This is a genomic window from Nocardioides sp. P86, assembly GCF_023712465.1.
GTDB lineage: Bacteria > Actinomycetota > Actinomycetes > Propionibacteriales > Nocardioidaceae > Nocardioides > Nocardioides kribbensis.
This window is the reverse complement of the sequence record NZ_JAMAYE010000003.1, coordinates 400,229-420,234: the sequence shown is the minus strand read 5'-3', so window position 1 is coordinate 420,234 and position 20,006 is coordinate 400,229. Positions and strand designations below refer to the sequence as shown.

Sequence of the window (20,006 nt, the reverse complement as noted above, 5' to 3'; positions counted from 1 at the left end):
CGTCCCGGAGCCCAGGATGGCGTGGCGGGACCTGCGACCGGACCACCCCCGGGGAGGACCCGGACGGCCACCGCCGGCGGACCCGATCGGACCACGCCCGCCGGGCGGCGGCGCTGATAGCGTCGAGCCATGGACTCGGGGGGGCCGGCGCTCGGGCGCACGCACTTCGACACCGCGCGTGTCGTCGTCGCGGGCCTGCTGGTGCTGACCACCCTCCTGCTGCTGCCGTGGCTGCCGATGGGCGTGCGCGGCTCGGTCACGACCGTCGCGCTCCTCGCCGCAGGCGTGCTCGGCTCGGCCAGCGCGGCGCTGCGCGCCCGGCGTACGACGCCCCGTGACCGACGACCGTGGCTGCTGCTGGCGATCGCCGGCGTCACGGCCATCAGCGGCAACGCGTGGTCGGCGGCCATGGGGTCGGACCCCGTCTCCTCCCCCAGCGTCGTGGGCGACGGCCTCTTCGCGGTGGCGCTGCTCATCGCCACCGCCGGACTGCTGTCCTTCCCCACCGCACGACGCCGCGGTGCCGAGCTGGTCGTGATGTTCCTCGACGGACTGGTCGCGGGCGGCGCGATGCTGCTCATCGTCTCCGTCCTCGTCTACCCCCGGCTGCTCGACTCCTCCGCGCGCGACGGGTCGGCCGCGCAGGCGCTCGCCCTGCTGCTGCCCCTGCTCGACGTCGTGCTGGCCACGGTCGCGGTGCTGCTGCTCCTGCGGGTCTCGCGCTCGCAGCGCCTCGGGCTCGGCCTGGTGGCCGCCGGCTTCCTGCTCTACGCCGTGGGCGACCTGACCTTCGCCGTGCGCGCGGCCGAGGGCAGCTTCGTCTTCGGCACGGTGCTCGACCTCGGCTGGATCGCGGGCTACGCCTTCTTCGGGCTGGCCGCCTGGGCCCCCCTGCCCAGCGAGGACGAGGACACCGGTCGGGGCCTGCCGGAGTCGATCGGCACGATGGTGGTCTTCGCGGTGCTGCTCGTCGCCGCCGTGGTGCAGGTGACCCTCGGGGAGTCGCGCAACCCCAACGGCGCGCAGGCAGTGGCGTGGCTCGTGCTGATCGTCGCCGCCGGGGTGCGGCAGGTCCTGCTCACCGCCGACAACGCCGCCCTGCGGCGCGGGCTCGAGCGGCGGGTGGCCGAGCAGACCGAGCACCTGCGCCAGCTGGCCCGGCAGAACGAGCTGCTCCTCGACTCCGTCGGCGACGGCATCTACGGCGTCGACCGCGACGGACGCATCACCTTCCTCAACCCCTCGGCCGGCGAGGCCCTCGGCTACACCCTGGCCGAGCTGGAGGGACGACCGGCCCACCCGGTGCTGCACGCCACCACCGTCGAGGGACGCCTCGTGCCGTGGGAGGAGTGCCCGGTCTTCGCGGCGATGAGCACCGGACAGGTGCAGGTGGCCGACGAAGAGCTGCTGCGCCGCGCCGACGGCTCGACCTTCCCCGCCGACATGACCGCGGCGCCGCTCATCGACGACGACGAGGTGCTGGGCGGGGTCATCGTCTTCCGCGACGTCACCCAGCGCCGTGAGGTCGACCGGATCAAGGACGAGTTCCTCTCCGTCGTCAGCCACGAGCTGCGCACCCCGCTGACCTCCATCCGGGCCTCCCTGGAGATGGTCGCCGACGGCCACCTCGGTCCGCTGTCGGCCGGCGCGACCCGCATGGTCACCGTCGCGCTGGAGAGCAGCGAGCGCCTCTCCCGGCTGATCAACGACCTGCTCGACCTCGAGCGGCTCGAGACCGGCGAGGCCACCCGCTCCCACACCGCCCAACCCGCCCGCGACCTGCTCGAGGCCGCCGCCCGCCAGATCGAGGGCATGGCCGGGTCGCTCGGCGTCGGCATCGAGGTCGGTCGCGCCGACGGCGTCGTGCACGCCGACGCCGACCAGGTGATGCAGACCCTCACCAACCTCATCGGCAACGCCTGCAAGTTCTCCGAGCCCGGCTCCGTGGTCACCCTCGAGTCCGGTCCCGCCACCACCGCCACCGGCACCACCCCCACCGCCACGGACACCGCCGCCGCGAGCAGGGCGGCCGAGACCGGCGCGGTGGCCGCGGGGCCGCAGGTGCTGTTCGAGGTGCGCGACCACGGTCGCGGCATCCCCGCCGACATGCTGAGCAGCGTCTTCGAGCGCTTCGAGCAGGTCGACTCCTCCGACACCCGTGAGAAGGGCGGCACCGGTCTCGGCCTGACCATCAGCCGCCAGATCGTCACCCGCCACGGCGGGCGGATCTGGATCGAGAGCGAGGTCGGCGTCGGCACGTCGGTGTTCTTCACCCTGCCCGCCGGCTGACCCTCCCCGCACCCCGGTCCGCCGCTCCCCCGGTCCGCCGACGGACCGCCGCCGCGCGCGGGGTGGCACGGAGTCGGACGGGCACGGTCGCGGCGGCCGACCCGCGCCGACCCGCCGGCCCCCGCCGCGGCAGGCTGCCCGGCCCGCTCGCCCGACGTCGCGCGCCCCTGTGCCCGTCCGACCCCGTCACGTCGCGGCCGCCGGGCACCCGGGGGCCGATCGGGCAACGGGGCATGGCCCGTCCGGGGGGTGCCGGCGCGCCGATCGACGGGGGCCGGTCGGTGCGCAGCAGAGCGCGGCGTACATAATTCCGATGACGGCACGACGTCGCCCCGGGCCGGGACGGTGGCGCACGCGGGTCGTCGACGCGTGCGGCGGGGGCCCGCGGCGGTGGACGGGAGACGCATGGGCCACGACACGACACTGCGCGCAGGACGCTCCGGCGAGGCGGCGCAGACCCTCGACATCACGGTGCGCACGGGCTCGGGGTCGGGCCGCACCCCGCTGTCGGCCTTCGACGCCGCGCTCCAGGGCGCCGGCGTCGCCGACTTCAACCTGGTCACCCTCTCCTCGGTGATCCCGCCCGGCTCCCGCGTGCGCCAGGTCGGCGCCGACCTGCCGGGGGGCCACGGCGACGTGCTGTTCTGCGTGCGCGCCGAGGCCTACGCCGAGCGGCCCGGCGAGACCGGCTGGGCCGGGCTGGGGTGGTGCGTCGACGCCGAGGGAGCCGGGCTGTTCGTGGAGCACCACGGACCTACCGAGGAGTCGGTGCTGGAGCAGATCGAGCTCAGCCTGGCCGACATGAAGGCGACCCGCCGCGGCCACTACGGCGCGGTGCAGACGGCCGTCGCGTCGGTGACCTGCGTCGACCTGCCTGCGTGCGCGGTCGTCCTCGCGGCCTACCGCGTCTCGTCGTGGTTCGACCCCGCCGCCGTCACCGGTCCCCTCGCTCCCGCGGCCTCCTCGGCCCCCGCGGGCCGCCCGTCCGGCGTCGCCCCGACCGTCCCGACCGCTCCGACCGCTCCGACTGACGACGGCGGTGGGAGCGGCAGCACCCCGGGCACCGGCGCGCCTGGGGTCGACCCGGGCGCGGCTGCACCGGCGGGCCGGCACGACGGCGTGGTCGCGACGGCGCTCGCCGCCCGACCCGAGCCGACCGAGGGCCGGGCGCGGGCCGCGGCCTTCGCGGCGGCGCCGACGACGCGGCCGGTCGGGCGCGTGCGCCCGGGGCTGACGATCACGGTCGAGAAGGAGGTCGACGAGGCGACCTCCCAGCGCTACTACCAGCTCTACCGCGACACCTTCAGCGAGCTCGAGACCCTCGCCGCGGCGCGCCAGCTGCTGCACGAGGAGGAATTCCACGCCGAGATGGTCGACCCGCGCGTGCAGAAGTGGGTGGCCTGGGACGAGGCCGGCGAGGCGGTGGGCATGGCCACCCTGACCGACGACCTCGACACCGTCCCGTGGATCAGCCCGGGCTTCCTGGCCGAGCGCTTCCCCGACCACGCCGCCCGCGGCGCGGTCTACTACCTCGGCTTCACCCTGGTCGCGCCGACCCACCGCAGTGCGCGGGTCTTCCACGCCATCATCGAGGAGATGGCGGCGCTGATGGTGGCCGAGCGGGCCGTGGCCGCCTGGGACATCTGCGCGTTCAACGACGACCGCCGGCTCAGCGGCAACGCGGGCCGGCTCCTCTCCCGGCTGGCCGAGGTCAGCATCGAGCCGGTGGACCTGCAGACCTACTACGCCGGCACCTTCCACGGCCCCAAGCAAAGAAGTGGCGGAAGGCCCGCGCTGGCGGCCGTGCGGGACTAGCCTGGCTCCTCCTGCTCTCGGAGGTACCCGCGTGTCCGCCCCCACGATCCTGGTCACCGACGACGACGAGGCGATCCGCGAGGTCGTCCAGATGACCCTGGAGATCATCGCCGGCTGGAGCGTGCTCACCGCCGCCAGCGGTGCCGAGGCCGTCGAGGTCGCCCGCGCCCACCAGCCCGACGCCGTCCTGATGGACATGATGATGCCGGGCATGAACGGCCTCGAGGCGACGGCCGCCCTCGCCGCCGACGAGTCCACCCGCCACATCCCGGTCGTGCTGCTGACGGCCAAGGCCCAGGTCGACGACGCCCCCGGCGTGCGGGGCGTCATCGCCAAGCCCTTCGCCGCCCGCGAGCTGCCCGCCCAGGTGGCCGAGCTGCTGGGCTGGCCCGCGCCCTAGTCCGCCCCAGCGCCGCCTCGGCCGCGCGGCTGCGGCCCCGGCTGGGGTCACCGCTAGCGCAATTGCGCGATCCACGCGCGCTAACCGCGCAATCGCGCGATCCGTGCACCCCGGCCGCGCAATCGCGCGATCCGTGCCCGACCCGGCCCGAGGTGCTGCGCGCTACGGACGCCCCTGGAGGTTTGCGCTCCTTCGACCGCCCGTCACCCCGCAAAGCTGCACCAGCCGCGCAAACCCACCCGACCGGCCAACGACGACCCGCGCAATTGCGCGATCCACGCACACCGACCGCGCAATTGCGCGGTCCACGCACACCGACCGCACAATTGCGCGATCCACGCGCAGCCACATCGGCGGGACCGGAGGTGGTGCGCGGACGGGGACGCTAGGGCTGCACGAGGATCCGCACGGGGCTGCCCTCGCGGTCCTTGAGCAGCCGGATGCCCTCGGCGACGTCCTCCAGCGGCACGATCCCGCTGATGGAGCGGCTCAGGTCGAGCCGTCCGGTGGAGACGAGCCGGGCGAGGACCCCGATGTCGGTGACGTCGTAGCCGAGGTGGCCGCGCACCTGCTTGCGGCTGAGGTTGAAGAGCATGCTCGGGCCCAGCGACCACTCCTCGCCGCTCATGCCCACGCCGACCAGGCGCCCGCGCGAGCCGAGGCTGGCCAGGGCCTGGTCGAAGGTGACCTTCAGGCCGACCGCGTCGAAGGCGACGTCGAGCATCTGCCCGCCGGTGACCTCGGCGATCTTCGCGGCCAGGTCGGGGTCGCGGGAGTCCAGGGCGAGGTCGGCGCCGAGGTCGAGGGCGCGCTGGCGCACGGTCTCGTCGAGGTCGACGGCCACGATGGGGGTGGCCCCGACGAGGCGGGCCAGCTGCACGACGTGGGTGCCGACGCCGCCGGCGCCCCACACCCCGACCGACTCCCCGACGCGCACGTCGCCGGTGTGGACGACGGCGCCGTACGGCGTGGAGACGGCGTCGGCGAGGATCGCGGCCTGCTCCATCGAGACGTTGTCGGGGATTCGGGTCAGCCCGCCGGCCTGGGCGAGGGTGTACTCCGCCCAGGCGCCGTCGTAGGCGAAGGCCATGAGGGCGAGCTGGGTGCAGTTGCTGAAGTCGGAGCGCCGGCAGAAGGCGCAGCGACCGCACGGGCGGCCCGCGGCGGGCACGACCCGGTCGCCGACGGCCCAGCCCTCGACACCGGCGCCGAGCTCGGCGATGGTGCCCGAGGCCTCGTGGCCCTGGGTGATCACCGGCGGCCCCATGGCGGGGAAGGTGCCGTCGAGCAGGCTGAGGTCGGAGTGGCAGATGCCGCAGAACGCGACCTTCACCAGCACCTCGCCCGGGCCGGGGGTCGGTACGGGCACGTCGGTGACCTCGAAGGTCAGGGTGCGGGTGTCGAGGCGCTGGGCGCGCATCGTGCGGGCGCTCACCGGCCGGCTCCGACCGGCTGCGCGTCGCGGCGTACGGCGGAGCGCGGGGTGGTCCGCAGGGTCCGGCGCAGGTCGGCCCGCAGGGTGGTGAGCGAGTCGAGCACGTAGTTCTGCCGCACCCGCCACGGGCCGCTGTCGCCCTGGCGCGGGAAGGCGCCGATGGAGCGCTGGACGTAGCCGGAGGCGAGGTCGAGCAGCGGGCGCTCGGTGAGCTCGCGGTCGGGGTGGGGCTCGACGGCGGCGAGGTCGCGGTCGTCCATCCAGCGCAGCACCTTGCCTACCAGCCGGTGCGACAGGTCGGCGCGCAGGGTCCAGGAGGCGTTGGTGTAGCCGATGCAGACGGCGAAGTTCGGCACGCCGGTCATCATGGCGCCCTGCCAGACGAACTGCTCCGAGAGCGGCACGGTCTCGCCGTCGACCTTCGGGCTGATCCCGCCGAAGGCCAGCAGCTGCAGGCCGGTGGCGGTGACGACCACGTCGGCCTCGAGCACGCGGCCCGAGCTGAGCCGCACGCCCTCGGGCACGAAGCGGTCGATGGTGTCGGTGACGACCTCGGCGTCACCGCCCTTGATCGCCTTGAAGAGGTCGGCGCTCGGGATGGCGCACAGCCGCTGGTCCCACGGGTCGTAGGAGGGCGTGAAGTGGTCGGCGACCAGCTGCTCGTCGCCGAGGACCTTGGTGGCCAGGCCGGTCAGGAGCTTGCGGGCGCGGTCGGGGTAGCGCCGGCAGAACTGGTAGAAGGCCGTGCCGAAGGCGATGTTCTTGCTGCGGATCAGGGTGTGGGCCAGGTCGGCGGGCAGGTGCTCGCGCAGCCAGTCGGCCTTGGTGTCGCGGCTGGGCACGGCGGAGATCCAGGTGGGGCTGCGCTGCAGCATGGTCACGTGGGCCGCGGCGCCGGAGCCGTCGACGCCCTCGTCGCCGGTGGAGTCGCGCAGCATCGAGGGCACCAGCGTCACCGCGGTGGCCCCGGAGCCGATGACGACCACGCGCTGCCCGGAGTAGTCGAGGTCCTCGGGCCAGAACTGCGGGTGCACCACGGTGCCGCCGAAGTCCGACAGGCCCGGCAGGTCGGGGGTGTAGGTCTCGTCGTAGTCGTAGTAGCCCGCGCAGGAGTAGAGGAAGTCGCAGGTCATCGTGGTCTCGACGCCCTCGCGCAGCAGGGTCAGCGTCCAGCGGGCCTCGGCGGTGGAGAAGTCGGCGCCGAGCACCTTGGTGCCGTAGCGGATGTGCTCGTCGATCCCGAACTCCTCCGCGGTCTCGCGGATGTAGCGCAGGATCGTGGGGCCGTCGGCGATCGACTTCGGCTCGCGCCAGGGCTTGAACTGGTAGCCCAGGGTGAACATGTCGGAGTCGGAGCGGATGCCGGGGTAGCGGAAGAGGTCCCACGTGCCGCCCATCGCCTCGCGCGACTCGAGCACGAGGTAGCTGCGGTCGGGCACCTCGGTCTGCAGGCGGTAGCCCGCGCCGATGCCGGAGAGGCCGGCGCCGACCACCACGACGTCGACGTGCGCGGGCAGCGGCTCGCGCGCGCCGGCGGTGCCGGTGTCGGAGTCAGTGCCCGCGGCGGTGCTGGGACGGGTGTCGGTGTCGCTCATGCCTCCATGGTGCGCCGCCCGGCGCGCGCGTTCTTGATCTGACGCGACAGTTCCTTGATCCTGGACGACATGTCCGTGATCCGCTCCGCCGGCCTGCGCGGCTTCCGCGCGGTGGTCGAGGAGCTGGGCGGCGACGCGGACGACCTGGCCCGCCGGGCCCGCCTCGACCCCGCCGCCCTCGACGCCGACGACCTGCTGGTGCCCGACCTGGCCATGGCCGGGGTGCTCGAGCTGGCCGCCCACGAGCTCGACCGGCCCGACCTCGGGCTGCGGGTGGCGGCCCGCCAGGACCTCTCGCTGCTCGGCCCGCTGGCCCTGGCCATCGAGAACTCCCCCACCGTGGCCGAGGCCATGGAGTGCACCTCGCGCTACCTCTTCGTCCACGCCCCCGCCATGCGGATCAGCCTCGAGCCCGATCCCGACGGCGTGCGCGGCGTCGAGGCGCTGCGCTACGACGTCACCCCGCCGGGGGTCGACCCGCCCCGCCAGGGCACCGACCTCAGCCTGGGCTCCCTGCACCGCAGCATCCGCTCGCTCGCCGGGGGCGGCTACGGGCTGCGCACCGTCGACCTGCCGGGGCGACCGGTCGCGCCCCGGGCGGCGTACGAGGACTTCTTCGGGGCGCGCGTGCGCTTCGGCCGCCCCGCCGCGCTGCTGCGGCTGCCCAGCAGCCTGGGCGCCCTGCCGCTCGCCGGCCGCGACGAGTCCGTGCGCCGGATGGCCCTCGACTTCCTCGACCGCCAGGCCCCCGTGGACGGCGACCGCGTGGCCCCGCGCGTGCGCGGCGCGGTCGACCAGCTGCTCGGCACGGCCAGCCCGGAGGTCGGCGCGGTGGCCCGCCTGCTCGACCTGCACCCCCGCACCCTGCAGCGGCGCCTGGCCGCCGAGGGCACGACCTTCGCGGCGATCCTCGACGACGCCCGCCGGGCCGCGGCACGGCGCTACCTGCTCACCACCGACCTCCCGCTCGCCCAGGTCGCCGGCCTCCTCGGGCTCTCCGAGCAGGCCGTGCTCACGCGCGCCTGCCGCCGCTGGTGGGGCCGCACCCCCCGCGACGTGCGCCGCCACGGGCTCGACCCCGCGTCGTAGCCACCGCCCGTGCCCGCCCGTGCCGCCCGTGCTCGCCCCGGCTCTCGCCGGTCGACCGGGCACGAGCCATCAGCGATGCTGATACCCACCCCTCCCCCAGCGTCCTTCCGGCGGCGGCGGACGCCGTGGTTGCCTCGACCCGCGTGACCGTCACCACACGGCGGGCACCGGACCGAAGGAGCGCGACCGTGACCATCCTCCACGCCTGCATCGCCATCGGGGCCGTGCTCGCCCTCATCATCTGGCTCAAGGTCGAGCCGGTGATCGCCCTCGTCGTCGGCTCGCTCTACCTCGGCCTGGCCGCCGGCGTCGGCCTGACCGGCACCGTGGAGGCCATCGCGGTCGGCTTCGGCGACATCATGGCAGAGGTCGGTCTGCTCATCGGGTTCGGTGTGCTCGTGGGGGCGCTGCTGTTCGCGCTCGGCGCGCTGCAGGGGCTCGTGGCCCTGCTGCTCCGCCTGCTCGGCGCGCGCCGCCTGCCCTACGCCATCAGCGCCGCGCTCACCACGCTCTTCCCCTCGATCTACGTCGACGTGCAGCTCGTGCTGGCCTCGCCGCTGGCGCGCTCCGCCGCACCGCAGGTCGGACGCAACGGCCTGCCGCTGCTGGCGGCCTCGCTGACGGCCGGCATCCTCGTCGGCTACGTCTTCGTCATCCCCGGCCTCGGCACGCTCTCGATCGCCGGGCTGCTCGACATCCCGCTCGGCACGATGCTGCTCTTCGGCCTGCTCGTCGGACCGGTCACCGCCGTGCTGACCACGCTGGTCTTCAAGCTGCTGCTCGACCGTGGCCTCTGGCGTCCGGAGACCGACGAGGACCCCTCCGAGGCGCTGCTCGAGGCCGAGCGGCAGGCCGCCGTCGAGCAGGACGCCACCGCCGCCGACGCCCGCGCCACCACCCCGCCGCTGGGGGTCTCGCTGCTGCCGATCCTCGTGCCGCTGCTGATGATCGCCTTCGGCGCCGTCGCCGACGCCGCCGGCTTCGCCACCCCCCTCACCTCCTTCGTCGGCAACGCCGTCTTCGCCCTCTTCGTGGGGCTGGTGATGGCCTACGCCCTCGCGCGCCGCAGCCTGGGCCGCGAGCGCACCGAGGAGGCCGTCGAGCGCGGCCTCAGCACCACCGGACAGATCCTGCTCATCACCGGCGTGGGCGGGTCGCTGGGCGCGGTGATCGGCGAGACCGACCTCGCCGACGTGCTGGGCGGCCTGTTCTCGGCCGAGGCCGGGGCCCCGGTGGTCCTCACCGTGCTGCTGGCGTGGTTCGTGGCGGCGCTGCTGCACTTCGCGATCGGCTCGATCTCGGTGGCCGCGATCGCCGCGGCCGGCATCATCGAGCCGATCCTGGGCAGCCTCGACGTGGCCCCGGTGGTGGTCGGGCTCTCCATCGGCGCCGGCGCGCTCTTCGCGCTGCAGGTCAACAGCAACTTCTTCTGGATGTTCCAGAGCCTGCTCGGCGTCTCCACCCAGGGCGCCCTCAAGGCGCTCACCCTCGTCACCGGCATCGCCTCGGTGATCGCGCTGCCGCTCATCATCGTGCTCGGCTTCCTGGTGCCGGCCTGACGTGGACGCCCCCGACCCCCGCCGGCCCGGGCGCACCCCCGGCCTCGACGTGGCCGCCCTGCGCGACCTCATCCTGGTCGTCGACACCGGCAGCATCACCCGCGCCGCCGCGGCCGCCGGCGTCTCGCAGCCGGCGATGAGCGCCCGGATGACCCAGCTCGAGGCCGAGGTCGGCCGCCGGCTGCTCGAGCGGGGCCCCCGCGGGGTGGAGGCGACCGCCGTCGGGCTCGAGCTCTACCGCGGCGCCCAGCAGGTCGTGCGCCAGGTCGACCGGCTCGCCGAGCAGCTCGGCGCGGGGAGCCGCGAGATCCACGGGTCGGTGTCGGTGGGGCTCCCCGCCACCGTCGCCGGCACGCTCGTGCCCGCGCTGCTGCCCCTGGTCGCCGAGCGCCACCCCGGCGTCCGCCTGGAGCTGTTCGAGTCGATGAGCGGCTACATCCAGGAGCTGCTGGGGCGCGGCCGTCTCGACCTCGCCGTGCTCTTCCGCGACGACCCCTCCCCGCGCCCCGGGGAGCTGGCCGTCTACGACGAGCCGCTGCTGCTGGCCACCGCCGCGTCGGTCGACGCCTCCACCGAGCCGGTGCGGGTGCGCGACCTGCGCGAGCGGGCGCTGGTCGCCCCCGGGGAGCGCAGCAACCTGCGTGCCCTGGTCGACCGGGCGTTCGCCGAGCACGGCCTCGCGCCCCGCGTGGTCGCCGACGTGGAGTCGCTCACCGCCATGGTCCGCCTCGTGCAGGGCGGTGCGGTCAGCGCCGTGCTGACCCGCTCCGCCGCCGCGCACTACGCCGGGCCCGAGCTCGCGCTGCGCCCCGTCGTCGAGCCGCTGCTGCGCCGCACCGTCTCGGTCTGCGTGGCCGCGGAGTTCTACGAGCCGCGCCTGGCCGTGCTGGCCGTGCGCGACGCGGTCGTCGACGCCGTGCACGCCCTCGCCGACCGCGACGCCTGGCCCGGCATCACCCTGCTCGACAGCCGCCCACCCGACTGACCGACCCGACCCGACCCGCCGACCCGACCCGGGCCGACCGCCCGCACCACGTCCGCACCACCACCGCCCGACCGCCGGGCCGGAAGGAGCACCCGCCCATGACCAGCCCGACCGCCGGGTCCGCACCCGACCCCACCCCCGCCGCCGGCGTGCCGGCCTCGCCGCAGGCGGGGCCGAGCCTGCTCGAGGGGCTGCGGGTGCTCGACCTCTCCACCATGATCGCCGCGCCGCTGGCCGCGACCCTGCTCGCCGACTACGGCGCCGACGTCGTCAAGGTCGAGATGCCCGGCCCCGGCGACCACGTGCGGCGCTTCGGGGCGCAGAAGGACGGCCAGGGTCTCTACTGGAAGGCACTGAGCCGCGGCAAGCGCAGCGTCTCCCTCGACCTGCGGCGCCCGGAGGGCCGGGACCTGCTGCTGCAGTGGGTGGAGCAGTTCGACGTGCTGGTCGAGAACTTCCGCCCCGGCACCCTCGAGCGCTGGGGCCTGGGCCCCGACGTCCTGCGCACCGCCAACCCCCGGCTGGTGGTGCTCCGGGTGACGGCCTACGGCCAGGACGGGCCCTACGCCGAGCAGCCCGGCTTCGGCACGCTCGCCGAGGCCCTGGCCGGACTGGCCTCGGTGTCGGGCTTCCCCGACCGCCCGCCGCTGCTGCCCGCCTACCCGCTCGCCGACATCATGGCCGGCAACCTCGGGGCGACCGCCGTGCTCGCCGCCCTCCAGCGCCGCCACCTCACCGGCGCCGGCGACGTCGTCGACCTGGCGATCTACGAGGCGGCGCTGAAGCTGGTGGAGATCAACGTCGTGGAGTACCAGCAGCTCGGCACCGAGCACGGCCGCACCGGCAACCGCTACGGACCGGCCGCCCCGCGCGGCAGCTACCAGTGCCGCGACGGGCTGTGGATCGCCCTGTCGGGCAGCACCCAGGCGATGGCCGTGCACGTGCTGCGCACCATCGGCGGCGAGGAGCTCGTGGCCGACCCGCGCTTCACCACCAACGCCGAGCGACGCACCCACGTGGAGGAGCTCGACGCGCTCATCTCCGCCTGGTGCGGCGCCCGCGACCGCGCCGAGGCCCTGGCCGGGCTCACCGCCGGCGGCTGCGCCGTCGGGCCTCTGGAGTCGGTGGCCACGATGATGGACAACCCGCAGGTCGCCCACCGCGGCTCGATCGCCACCGTCGAGGACCCCGACCTCGGGCCGGTGGCGATGACCGGGGTCTTCCCCCGCTTCCAGGAGGCCCCCACGGGCGTCGGACGCCCGGGTCCCACCGACGTCGGCGCCGACACCGACGCGGTGCTGGCCCACGACCTCGGGCTCGACGCCGCCACGCTCGCCGCCCTGCGCGCCGACGGCGTCACCGACGGCCCCGACCGCGGCCACGAGTCGATCCCGGGGGCGGTGTGAGCGCCGAGGCCGCGCTGCGGCGGCGCACCCAGCTCTTCCTGCCGGCCAACCGCGCCGAGCGCGCGACCAGGGCCGCGACGTCGGGCGCCGACGCCGTCGTCCTCGACCTGGAGGACAGCGTGCCCCCCGGCGAGCGCCCGGCCGCGCGCGCCGGCCTGGGCGCCGCGGTCGCGGCCCTGCGCGAGGCCCGGCCCGGCCTGCACGTCGTGGTGCGGGTCAACGCCGGCGCGGACCTCGGCACCGACCTGGCGGCCGCCGTCGGGGCCGAGGCCGACGCCGTCCTCGTGCCCAAGGTGGAGGCGGCCTCCGACGTCGAGGAGGTCGACCGGCTGCTCGACCGGGCCGAGGCCGCGCGCGGCACCACCGGTCGACGCACCGAGGTGCAGCTGCTCGTCGAGAGCCCCCGCGGGCTGCTGTCGGTGGCGCAGGTCGCCGCGGCGGGCGCGCGCACGGTGGCGCTGGCCCTCGGCACCGAGGACCTCTCCGCCGAGCTCGAGGTCGACCCCACCGACCCCGACTTCGACCTGCGCTGGGCCCACGGTCTGCTGCTGTGCGCGGCCCGCGCCCACGGGCTGGCGGCCTACGGCCTGCTGGGCAGCCTGGCCGTCGTGCACGACCTCACGGCGCTGGCCCGCGACGCGCGTCGCTCACGGGCCTTCGGGTACCTCGGGGCGCTGTGCATCCACCCCGCGCAGGTCCCGGTGCTCCACGAGGCCTTCTCCCCGACCGCGCAAGAGGTCGACCACGCCCGGCGCGTCGTGGCCGCCCTGGCCGAGGGCGAGCGGGCCGGCACCACCGCGGTGCAGCTCGACGGGCGCATGGTCGACACCCCCGTCGCGCTCCGCGCCCGGCGCCTGTTGGCCCGCGCCGGGGAGGACGCCTAGCCCGGACGTCCCGGACGTCCCGGACCGCCGGACCGCCGACGGCGGCCCCGGGTGGGCTCGGCCCGACCGGTCGGCCGGGCCACCGGTCGACCGGGTCGGCCCCACCGGGCGGCAGGGGCGAGGGGTGGCCACGCCGGAGCGGCGCTCAGGCGGCGCGCGCCTCCCGGGCGCGGGCCAGCAGCGGCGCGCCACCCGGCACGCGGGAGAGCACGGCCACGGCGAGGGCGTCACGCAGGCCTGGCGGACGGTCGAGCGCGGCGCCGGCCTGCTGGAGGCTGCGCAGACCGAAGCCCGACCACACCAGGGCGACGGCGGCGTCGGCGAGGCCGGCGCGGGCGCACCGCGGCTCCGCCCCGACCAACCCCAGCGAGGTCGCGGCGTGCACCCCGTCGACCCACGCACCGAGGGCGAGCACCTCCGGCGAGGGGCTGCTGCCCGACAGGGCGGCCTGGGCCAGCTGCCGGGCGCCGAGCACCCGCACCACGCCCACCGCGAGCGGGGCGGGACCGCCGGGCACCATCGGGCGCAGCACCGTGCGCGGCGCACCCAGCAGCAGCAGGCCCCACGCGCCGCGGGCCAGCTCCACGGGCCGGGCCGGGCGCGCACGGCGCCGCGGGCCGGTGGACGGGAGCGCCGCACCGGGCGGCACGACGCTCACCGGCGCGCGGCCCGCAGCGCACCACCGGTCAGCCCGGCGAGCACGCCGGCTCCGACGACGCCGGTGAGGGCGCGTCGGTGGCGGCCGATCGCCGAGACCGGGTCGCGCTGGCCCGACTGGTCGGAGAAGGGACCCCGGGCGCCCTGGTCGCGCTCGGCGTCGCGGGGCTCGAAGACGTTGGAGCCCAGCCGCGGGGTCTCCTGCTCGGTCTGCTGGGAGTCCACGCCGGTGCGGGCGAGGTAGCGGTCCATGAACGCCGGGGCGAGGCGGTTGCCCAGCACGGTGTAGACCGCGGCGATGCCGACCCAGGCGTTGCGGCGAGGGTGCTCGGCGACGTGCCGGATGGCCCGGGCGGCCACCTCGGGCTCGAGGATCGGCGGCACCGGCATCGGACGGCCGGCCATGCGGTTGAGGTTCCAGGTGAACTGCGGGGTGTTGAGGCCGGGCAGGGTCACCAGCGAGACGCGCACGGCGCTGCCCGTGGCGAGCAGCTCGGTGTGCACCGACTCCGTCAGGCCCTTCACCGCGTGCTTGGCGCCGCAGTAGGCGGCCTGGAGCGGGATCGAGCGGTAGGCCATCGCCGAGGAGACGTTGACCACCGACCCGCGGTCGCGGGGCCGCATCACGCGCAGCGCGGCCCGCAGCCCGTGCACCTGGCCGTGGTAGGTGACGTCGGTGAGCCGTCGGTGCTCCTCGGGCGTGGTGTCCCAGAAGTACGACAGGGCGCCGACGAAGGCGTTGTTGACCCACACGTCGATCTCGCCGAGCTCGGCCTCCACCCGGTCGGTGGCGGCCTCGACGGCCTCGCCGTCGGCCACGTCGACCTGCAGCGGCAGGCAGCGGCGCCCGAGGCCCTCGACGTCGCGGGCGGTCGCGGCCAGCCCGGCCTCGCCGCGGGCGAGGACGGCGACGTCGTAGCCGGCCCCGGCGAGCTCGCGGACCACCGCGCGTCCGACGCCGGCGGTGCCTCCGGTGACCACGGCCACGCGAGGGGTGGTGGGTGCTGTGGATCTGCTCATGCTCGACCTCCTGGTCGCTCTGCGCGCCCGCCGCGACCGCGCCCGACGGGCGCCGGCGGCGGGGCCGCCCTGCCACCATGACGGCCGGCGACGGGGCCCGACAGGGGCTCGCGCGAGACCTGGTCCAAGGGGTGAGGCGGCCTCACCCCACCGGCTCCCCCCGCAGGGATGGAGCGCCCCGGAGGCGGGGGGCCGTAGAACGGAGGTCCGACAACCGAAGGACTCCGCCGTGCCCAGCGTCGAGCGCACCGTCACCACCCACACCCCCCTCCCGCGGGTCTGGGACTACCTCTCCGACTTCACCTCCACCGAGGAGTGGGACCCGCCCACGCAGCGCACCACCCGCACCTCCGGCGACGGCGGGGTCGGCACGACCTACCACAACGTCTCGTCCTTCCTCGGCTCCGAGCAGGAGGTGGAGTACACCGTCGTGGAGCGCGTCGAGCAGGAGCGCCTGGTGCTCACCGGCGACGCCGGGTCGGTGCAGCTGCGCGACACCCTGACCTTCGCCACGACCGCCCTCGAGGACGGCACGACCGGCACCGCGGTGACCTACCACGCGGAGTTCGAGCCGCAGGGCGCCGCCAAGCTGGCCACCCCGGTGCTCCCGGCCGCCCTGAAGGTCCTGGCCGACAAGGTCGCCTCCAGCCTCGAGGAGCGCCTGGAGCGCCTGTCGTGACCCTCGACGTGGCCCCCCGCCCCTCCGCCGGCGCCCCGGCGCCGGGCGCAGCGGGCACGCCGGACCGGGCGGGCGCGCGCACCCTGCGCGTCGCCTCGGTGCCGTCGGGCCACGTCTACGTGCGCCACCTCGACCGCGAGGACGGCCTCGACGCCGTCGAGCGGCTCCCCGACCCGCACCCCGACGACCCCTCGCGGGTCGCGGAGGAGCGGTGGTGGCCCCCGGTCATGCTCGACCCGGAGTGGGTCGAGCGGGCCGCGCCCGACGCCTTCGACGTCTACCACCTGCAGTTCGGCTTCGACGCGCGCGAGCCCGCCGAGCTGGAGCGCCTGGTCGCGGCCCTGCGGAGACGACGTACGCCGCTCGTCTACACCGCCCACGACCTGCGCAACCCCCACCACCTCGACCGCGCGGCCCACGACGCCCAGCTCGACGTGCTCGTGCCAGCCGCCGACGCGGTCGTCACCCTCACCCCTGGCGCCGCCGCGGAGATCCGCGCGCGCTGGGGCGTGGAGGCCGTGGTGGTGCCGCACCCCCACGTCGTCGACACCGACACCATGGGCGTGGCCCAGGACTGCCGCGCGCGCCGGCGCACCGGCGCCTTCCGGATCGGGCTGCACCTCAAGAGCCTGCGCGCGAGCATGGACCCGATGGCGGTGCTGCCGACCCTGGTCGAGACCGTGGCCGCGCTGCCCGACGCCGTGCTCCAGGTCAACGCCCACCACGACGTCATGGATCCCGGCTTCGTGCGCCACGACGCGGCGCTCGCGGCCTACGTGCAGGACGCCGCCCGCGCCGGGCTGGTCGACCTCGAGGTCCACGACTACCTCCCCGACGACGCATTGTGGCGCCACCTGGGCTCCCTCGACGCCTCCGTCCTGCCCTACCGCTTCGGCACCCACTCGGGCTGGCTGGAGGCCTGCCGCGACCTCGGCACGACCGTGCTCGCCCCGACCTGCGGCTACTTCGCCGAGCAGGGCCCGGTGCTGTCCTACGCCGCCGACGAGCACGGCGTCGACGCCGACTCGCTGGCCGCCGCGGTGCGCCGCGCCCACGACGAGCGCCCGCGCTTCGGGGCCACCATCGAGGAGCGCCGTCGTCAGCGCGACGCCGGCGCCGCCACCCACCTGGAGCTCTACCGCTCGCTGGTCGCCGCCGCACGAGGGGTCTCGTGAGGGACCGGCTCCGCATCTGCCTGGTCGCCTCGAGCCTGTACCCGATCGGCGAGCCCTTCGCGGGCGGGTTGGAGGCGATGACCCACCAGCTGGCCCGCGAGCTGCTGCGCCGCGGCCACGAGGTGTCGCTCTTCGCGGCCCCCGGCAGCGACCCCGCGCTCGACGTCACCGAGCTCGACGTGCCCCGCTTCGTGCCGTCGCCGGCGGCCGAGGCCGACGTCAACGCCCCGCCGCGGCGGTGGATGGCCGAGCACCACGCCTACCTCGGGCTGATGCTCGACCTCGCCCGCGACGCCTCGACCCGCTTCGACGTCGTGCACAACAACAGCCTCCACCACCTGCCCGTGGCGATGGCCCACACCGTCGACGTGCCCCTGGTGACCACCCTGCACACCCCGCCCGTGCCGTGGCTGGAGTCGGCCGTGGCGCTGTCGCCGGCCAGCAGCTCCTTCGCCGCGGTCTCCGAGCACACCTCGCGCGCCTGGGCCCACCTGGCCCCGGCGGTGCCGATCCTCAACGGCGTCGACGTCGACCGCTGGACCCCCGGCCCCGGCGGCGGGCCGGCGGTGTGGTCGGGCCGGCTGGTCGCCGAGAAGGCGCCCCACGAGGCCATCGACGCCTGCCGGCTGGCCGGCATCCCGCTGGTGCTCGCCGGACCCGTGCCCGACGAGGCCTACTTCGAGCGCGAGATCGCCCCGCGCCTGGGTCGCCAGGCGGTGCACGTGGGCCACCTCGACCACAAGGCGCTCACCCGCCTGCTCGGCCGGGCCTCGGTCGCGCTGGTCACCCCCGCCTGGGACGAGCCCTACGGCCTGGTCGCCGCCGAGGCGATGGCCTGCGGCACCCCCGTGGCGGCCTACGACCGCGGCGCGCTGCGCGAGGTCGTCGCCGACGAGGCCGGCGCCCTCGCCCCCGGGGGCGACGTCGAGGCGCTCGCCGTCGCGGTGACCGCCGCGCTCGGGCGCGACCGGGGCGCGGTGCGGCGCCACGCCGTGCAGCACTGCTCGCTGCGGCGCATGGTCGACGAGTACGAGCGGCTCTACCGCTCGCTCGGCCGGCTCCGGGACGCCGCGTGATCGGCTACTACGTCCACCACCACGGCAAGGGCCACCTCCACCGCGCCACCGGCCTCGCCCGGGTGCTGCACGACCGCGGCGTCGAGGTCACCGGCCTGTCGTCGCTGCCGGCGCCCGAGGCGTGGCCCGGGCCGTGGGTGCGCCTCGACCGCGACGACGAGGGCTCCCAGGCCCTCGACGTGAGCGCCGGCGGCCGCCTGCACTGGGTGCCGCGCCACGACGGCGGCCTGCGCCGCCGCTCGGCCCAGGTCTCGCGGTGGATCGAAGAGGCCGTGCCCGACCGCGTGGTCGTCGACGTCTCCGTCGAGGTCGCGCTGCTGGCCCGGCTGCACGGCGTGCCCGTCACCGGCGTCGTCCTGCCCGGGCGCCGCGGCGACGCCGCCCACCTGCTCGGCCTCGACGTGTGCGACCAGCTGGTCGGCTTCTGGCCCGCCGTCGCCACCGGGGCGCCGGGCGGACCCGGCATGCTCCGCGACGGGCCCGACACCGTGCTCGAGCGGCTCCACGCCGTCGGCGGGCTCTCCCGCCTCACGGCCCCGCCGGCCGCCGAGGCACCCGAGCGTCGTACGCCGGGGCGCGAGCGCTCCGTCGTGGTGCTGCTGGGCGCCGGCGGTGACACCGTCGGCGCCGACGTGCTCGACCTCGCCCGTGCCCAGACGCCCGGCTGGCGCTGGACCGTGCTCGGCGGGGCCCACGGCGCCTGGGTGCCCGACCCGACCGCGCTGCTGGCGGAGGCCGACGTGGTGGTCACCCACGCCGGGCAGAACGCGGTGGCGGAGGTGGCCACGCTGCGCCGCCCGGCCGTGGTCGTGCCCCAGGACCGCCCCCACGACGAGCAGCGCTGCACCGGCGAGGCCCTCGCCGCCGGACCCTGGCCGGTCGTCGTCGAGCCCCACCTGCCCGCCGACGGCTGGGCCGCGCGCCTGGAGGCCGTGGCCGCCCTCGACGGCGAGGCGTGGGCCGGCTGGTGCCCGCCCGACACCGCCGAGCGCTTCGCCGACCTCGTGACGGGGGCTCCCGCGTGACCCGGGTCGCCGTCACGACCATCGCCCACGGCCGGGGCGACCACCTCGCCGCCCAGCACCGCTCGCTGGCGGCGGGCGGCCGGGTGCCCGACGACTACCTCGTCGTCGCCATGGACGACCCGTCGCTCGAGCCCGCCACGGTCGACGGCCTGCGCCGCCGCGTGGAGCGCGTCGGTCGCGACGCGGTCGGTCTGCCGCTCGCCCGGGCCCGCAACCGCGGCATCGAGGACGCCTTCCGCTCCGGCGCCGACGTCGTGGTCGCGCTCGACGTCGACTGCCTGGCCGGCCACGACCTCGTCGCGTCCTACGCCGACGTCGCGCTGCGCCGCCCCGACGCGATCTGGTCGGGCCCGGTCACCTACCTCCCGCCCTCCCCCGGCGGCTACGACCTCTCCCGGCTGCCCGCGCTCGACGACCCCCACCCCGCACGCCCCGACCCCGCGCCCGGCGAGGAGCACGTGGGCGGGCGGCCCGACCTCTTCTGGTCGCTGTCGTTCGCGCTCTCGCGCGAGGCGTGGAGCCGCGCCGGCGCGTTCTGCGAGGAGTACGTCGGCTACGGCGGCGAGGACACCGACTTCGGTCACCAGGTCGCCGCCGCAGGCGTCGGGCTCGGCTGGGTCGGCGGCGCCCGCGCCTACCACCAGCACCACCCCACCACCGACCCCCCGGTGCAGCACGTCGACGACATCCTGCGCAACGGCGCGCTCTTCGCCCGCCGCTGGGGTCGCTGGCCCATGGAGGGCTGGCTCGAGGCCTTCGAGGCCCGCGGCCTGGTCCGCCGGGTCGACGGCGGCTGGGCCCGCGCCTGACCCGCACCGCCCGGTGGTCGAGGCGGGGGCGCCGGCGACCGTCAGGAAACCACCCAGCCACGGTGGTTGCAGAGAGAGCGCCAGCGACCGTCTCGAAACCACCTGGCC

17 protein-coding genes are annotated in these 20,006 nt (G+C 76.0%); 13 read left to right on the top strand and 4 right to left on the bottom strand.

The genetic code is table 11. The features are described from left to right. The first annotated feature begins 129 nt into the window (after positions 1–129). From M3673_RS15380 to M3673_RS15370, 3 genes are all read left to right on the top strand, one after another. Complete coding sequence (locus M3673_RS15380) at positions 130–2,289, top strand: ATP-binding protein (protein WP_251534682.1); 2,160 nt, start codon at positions 130–132, stop codon at positions 2,287–2,289. A gap of 405 nt (positions 2,290–2,694) precedes the next feature. Then, positions 2,695–4,104, top strand: coding sequence for a pyruvoyl-dependent arginine decarboxylase (locus tag M3673_RS15375; RefSeq protein WP_251534680.1), 1,410 nt, complete (start codon positions 2,695–2,697; stop codon positions 4,102–4,104). A 31-nt stretch (positions 4,105–4,135) separates the two neighbouring features. Then, positions 4,136–4,504: a response regulator gene (locus M3673_RS15370; RefSeq protein ID WP_228941306.1), complete on the top strand. Its 369-nt coding sequence runs from the start codon at positions 4,136–4,138 to the stop codon at positions 4,502–4,504. A 385-nt stretch (positions 4,505–4,889) separates the two neighbouring features. Here the strand turns inward: M3673_RS15370 and M3673_RS15365 are convergent, their stop codons facing one another. Together M3673_RS15365 and M3673_RS15360 are read right to left on the bottom strand one after the other, a co-directional pair. Next, positions 4,890–5,924 (bottom strand): zinc-binding dehydrogenase, encoded by a 1,035-nt coding sequence (locus M3673_RS15365; RefSeq protein WP_251535278.1) that lies wholly within the window; start codon positions 5,922–5,924, stop codon positions 4,890–4,892. A gap of 11 nt (positions 5,925–5,935) precedes the next feature. Further along, positions 5,936–7,534, bottom strand: a complete 1,599-nt coding sequence (locus tag M3673_RS15360; RefSeq protein WP_251534678.1) for an NAD(P)/FAD-dependent oxidoreductase — start codon at positions 7,532–7,534, stop codon at positions 5,936–5,938. Positions 7,535–7,603: 69 nt separating this feature from the next. Between M3673_RS15360 and M3673_RS15355 the strand changes: the two genes are divergently transcribed. From M3673_RS15355 to M3673_RS15335, 5 genes are all read left to right on the top strand, one after another. After that, a complete protein-coding gene (locus M3673_RS15355) occupies positions 7,604–8,623 on the top strand; it encodes an AraC family transcriptional regulator (RefSeq protein ID WP_251534676.1) in 1,020 nt (339 codons plus the stop codon). Between the two features lie 188 nt (positions 8,624–8,811). Next, entirely contained in the window at positions 8,812–10,182 is a 1,371-nt protein-coding gene (locus M3673_RS15350; RefSeq protein ID WP_193666343.1) for a GntP family permease, read from the top strand. 1 nt (position 10,183) lies between these two features. After that, the gene (locus M3673_RS15345; RefSeq protein WP_251534674.1) at positions 10,184–11,167 is read left to right on the top strand and encodes a LysR substrate-binding domain-containing protein; all 984 of its coding nucleotides are present in this window, start codon (positions 10,184–10,186) and stop codon (positions 11,165–11,167) included. 98 nt (positions 11,168–11,265) lie between these two features. After that, the gene (locus M3673_RS15340; RefSeq protein ID WP_251534672.1) at positions 11,266–12,573 is read left to right on the top strand and encodes a CaiB/BaiF CoA-transferase family protein; all 1,308 of its coding nucleotides are present in this window, start codon (positions 11,266–11,268) and stop codon (positions 12,571–12,573) included. Further along, entirely contained in the window at positions 12,570–13,457 is an 888-nt protein-coding gene (locus tag M3673_RS15335; protein ID WP_251534669.1) for a CoA ester lyase, read from the top strand. Before M3673_RS15340 ends, M3673_RS15335 begins: the two co-directional genes overlap by 4 nt. 145 nt (positions 13,458–13,602) lie before the next feature. Here M3673_RS15335 and M3673_RS15330 read toward each other — a convergent pair whose 3' ends face one another. Next, positions 13,603–14,115, bottom strand: a complete 513-nt coding sequence (locus M3673_RS15330; protein WP_227489588.1) for a hypothetical protein — start codon at positions 14,113–14,115, stop codon at positions 13,603–13,605. Beyond that, complete coding sequence (locus tag M3673_RS15325) at positions 14,112–15,134, bottom strand: SDR family oxidoreductase (RefSeq protein WP_056903107.1); 1,023 nt, start codon at positions 15,132–15,134, stop codon at positions 14,112–14,114. The genes M3673_RS15330 and M3673_RS15325 overlap by 4 nt, the downstream gene beginning before the upstream one ends. A 229-nt stretch (positions 15,135–15,363) precedes the next feature. On the opposite strand from M3673_RS15325, the gene M3673_RS15320 reads away from it, so the two are divergent. The 5 genes from M3673_RS15320 to M3673_RS15300 are packed head-to-tail and all read left to right on the top strand — an operon-like array spanning position 15,364 to position 19,898. Then, on the top strand, positions 15,364–15,813 hold the full coding sequence (locus tag M3673_RS15320) for an SRPBCC family protein (protein WP_056903106.1): 450 nt from the start codon (positions 15,364–15,366) through the stop codon (positions 15,811–15,813). Then, entirely contained in the window at positions 15,810–16,988 is a 1,179-nt protein-coding gene (locus M3673_RS15315) for a glycosyltransferase family 1 protein (protein ID WP_251534667.1), read from the top strand. Before M3673_RS15320 ends, M3673_RS15315 begins: the two co-directional genes overlap by 4 nt. Further along, positions 16,985–18,064, top strand: coding sequence for a glycosyltransferase (locus M3673_RS15310; protein WP_056863024.1), 1,080 nt, complete (start codon positions 16,985–16,987; stop codon positions 18,062–18,064). The genes M3673_RS15315 and M3673_RS15310 overlap by 4 nt, the downstream gene beginning before the upstream one ends. Continuing rightward, on the top strand, positions 18,061–19,089 hold the full coding sequence (locus M3673_RS19715; RefSeq protein ID WP_251534666.1) for a glycosyltransferase: 1,029 nt from the start codon (positions 18,061–18,063) through the stop codon (positions 19,087–19,089). The genes M3673_RS15310 and M3673_RS19715 overlap by 4 nt, the downstream gene beginning before the upstream one ends. Continuing rightward, positions 19,086–19,898 (top strand): galactosyltransferase-related protein, encoded by an 813-nt coding sequence (locus M3673_RS15300; protein ID WP_251534664.1) that lies wholly within the window; start codon positions 19,086–19,088, stop codon positions 19,896–19,898. Before M3673_RS19715 ends, M3673_RS15300 begins: the two co-directional genes overlap by 4 nt. Positions 19,899–20,006 lie beyond the last annotated feature (108 nt).